This window comes from Enterobacter quasihormaechei, from assembly GCF_004331385.1.
Classification (GTDB): Bacteria; Pseudomonadota; Gammaproteobacteria; order Enterobacterales; family Enterobacteriaceae; genus Enterobacter; species Enterobacter quasihormaechei.
The window spans coordinates 1-2,316 of sequence record NZ_SJON01000037.1; the positions used below are offsets into that span (position 1 = coordinate 1).

A 2,316-nucleotide genomic window follows, 5' to 3' on the forward strand; every position below is an offset into this window, starting at 1 on the left:
GTGGGTTCGGTAAATGTGCCGGGTGGCGGCTGCGCCTTACCCGGCCTGCTGATTAGCGACTAAATCTGATAATCAATCGCCACTTCTTCCGGCTCCATCACCTGACGTTTGATCTCATCCACGGAGAGCCCCGCATTGCAGAGCTCGATAAATCGCCACACGTAGTTGCGCTGAAGTTGCCCGCGTTTCAGACCCAGCCAGACGGTATTCGCGTCGAACAGGTGACGCGTATCGAGACGCACCAGATTTTCGGCTTCACGCTCTGCGCCAGATTGCTCGGCCACCAGGCCAATCCCCAGCCCTAACTCAACGTAGGTTTTGATCACGTCTGAATCCTGTGCGCTCAGCACCACGTCCGGCGTGAGCCCTTTACGCTTGAACGCTTCATCAATGCGCGAGCGTCCGGTAATGCCCTGCCGGTAGGTAATCAGCGGCCATTTGGCGATCTCTTCCAGCGTCAGTGGTGAAACCTGGTTCAGGGGGTGATCGGCGGGTAACAGCAGGCTGTGATGCCAGCGGAACCACGGGAATGCCACCAGCAGCGGGTCATTGCTCAGCCGCTCGCTGGCGATACCGATATCTGCCCCACCGTTATGCAGCAGCACTTCGATTTCCTGCGGCGTACCCTGGATGAGCTCGAGCCGTACGTCAGGAAAGATTTCACGAAAGGCTTTGATCACCGTCGGAAGGCTGTAGCGCGCCTGCGTATGGGTGGTGGCGATGGTCAGCACCCCCGAAGCGTCGTTGGTAAAGAGATCCGCCAGCCGGCGAACGTTGCTGGCCTCGTTGAGAATGCGCTCAGCGATGGTCAGCAATGCCTTGCCTGGTTCCGTCATGCCCAGCAGGCGCTTGCCACGACGGATAAAAATCTCAATGCCTAACTCCTCCTCCAGCTCGCGGATATGCCGGCTGACGCCCGACTGGGAGGTGTAGAGCATGTTGGCGACTTCGGTCAGGTTGTAATCCCGCCTGGCCGCCTCACGAATAATTTTAAGTTGCTGGAAATTCACGATTCACTCCGGCGCATCTGACATAAGGCTATTGTTAGAGTCAGCCGGGCTGTAGAACAAATAATAAAAACCAGCATCTTATGCTTATTTGGAATATCAGCTCACCAGTTGCAGCTCGCGGTTTTCCAGCGACGGCTTGCTGACCAGAGACATCAGGATCTCTTTCACCGCCTGCGCCTGCGGTGTCAGTGAGCCCCGCGCGGACATATTCAAAGAGAGCGGTAAGCTCATGGATGGCGTAGTGATACGGGCCATCCAGCCGTTCGCCGCGCTGCACAGTGAACGTGCGGCAGACTCGGGCAGTACCGTAACCCCCATACCACTGGCAATGGCGGCAGTCAGCGTGGAGATGGAGTCAATCTCTCCGATAATTTTCGCCGTCAGACGACGCAGCGAGAACGCTTCGTCGACGCGCACGCGCACGGCGCTGTAGTCGCGCGGCAGGAACAGATTCATCTCCGCCACGGCGGTTAAATCAATGCTCTGCCCCGGGCAATCACGGGTCCCGACCAGATAAAGATCTTCCTTCAGCAGCGGCTGGCTGGTGATCCCGGCAACCGGTGAGCGGTCGTACAGCACGGCCATGTCCAGCTGACCGTTGAGCAGTTTGTCATTGAGCACGGAACCGCTGTTCTCATGCAGATAAACCAGCACTTCCGGTAGCTCAGCGCGCACCGCCTGAAGCAGCGGCATGGTGACAGACGATGCGGCCGTTCCCGGCGCCAGGCCGATGGAGACATGCCCGCTCAGGGTCTGCCCCACATTATGAACGGCCAGCTGCGCCTGTTCGCACTGACGCAGGATCGTCCGGGCATGGGTGTATAAAATTTTTCCCGCTTCGGTAGGCGTTACGCCGCGCTTGGTGCGGATCAACAGTTGCTGGTCCATTTCGCCTTCCAGAGTCGCGACCTGCTGGCTCAGCGCAGGCTGCGCGATATGCAGCACTTCAGCCGCCTGGGTCAGGCTGCCGATATCGACGATTTTTACGAAGTATTTCAGTCGTCTTAAGTTCATGTTGCCCCCTGTTCGAAAATAGCGTGCCGGTAACGGCTGTGTTGTTAAACAGGTTTTGCAATATGGATGCCAGTTTTTGGCGGCGGGAAAATATCTGTGCTAAGCGGCTGAAAATAAGGAAAGCCAATCGCTAATGCCAGTTTTGAGTCCGGGACAGTGGTTTCCGATCTGCCCCATTCGGGGTATATCTGCACAAATATGGTGCATTACGTTGGCCAAAACGTCACTTTGCTGGTTTTGTCAGCAAACAGTTAAAAGTCAGCGATCCAACCTTTGACAAGGCGTACGCAGG

General features: G+C 56.8%; 2 protein-coding genes. Both read right to left on the bottom strand.

The window, feature by feature from the left end:
- Positions 1 to 59 precede the first annotated feature (59 nt).
- Positions 60 to 1,010, bottom strand: a complete 951-nt coding sequence (gene cbl / locus E0L16_RS21900; protein ID WP_107533325.1) for an HTH-type transcriptional regulator Cbl — start codon at positions 1,008 to 1,010, stop codon at positions 60 to 62.
- 96 nt (positions 1,011 to 1,106) lie between these two features.
- Positions 1,107 to 2,024 carry a nitrogen assimilation transcriptional regulator NAC gene (gene nac / locus E0L16_RS21905; RefSeq protein ID WP_063450207.1) on the bottom strand — a complete coding sequence of 306 codons (918 nt, stop codon included), beginning with the start codon at positions 2,022 to 2,024 and terminating at the stop codon, positions 1,107 to 1,109.
- Between the last annotated feature and the right edge of the window lie 292 nt (positions 2,025 to 2,316).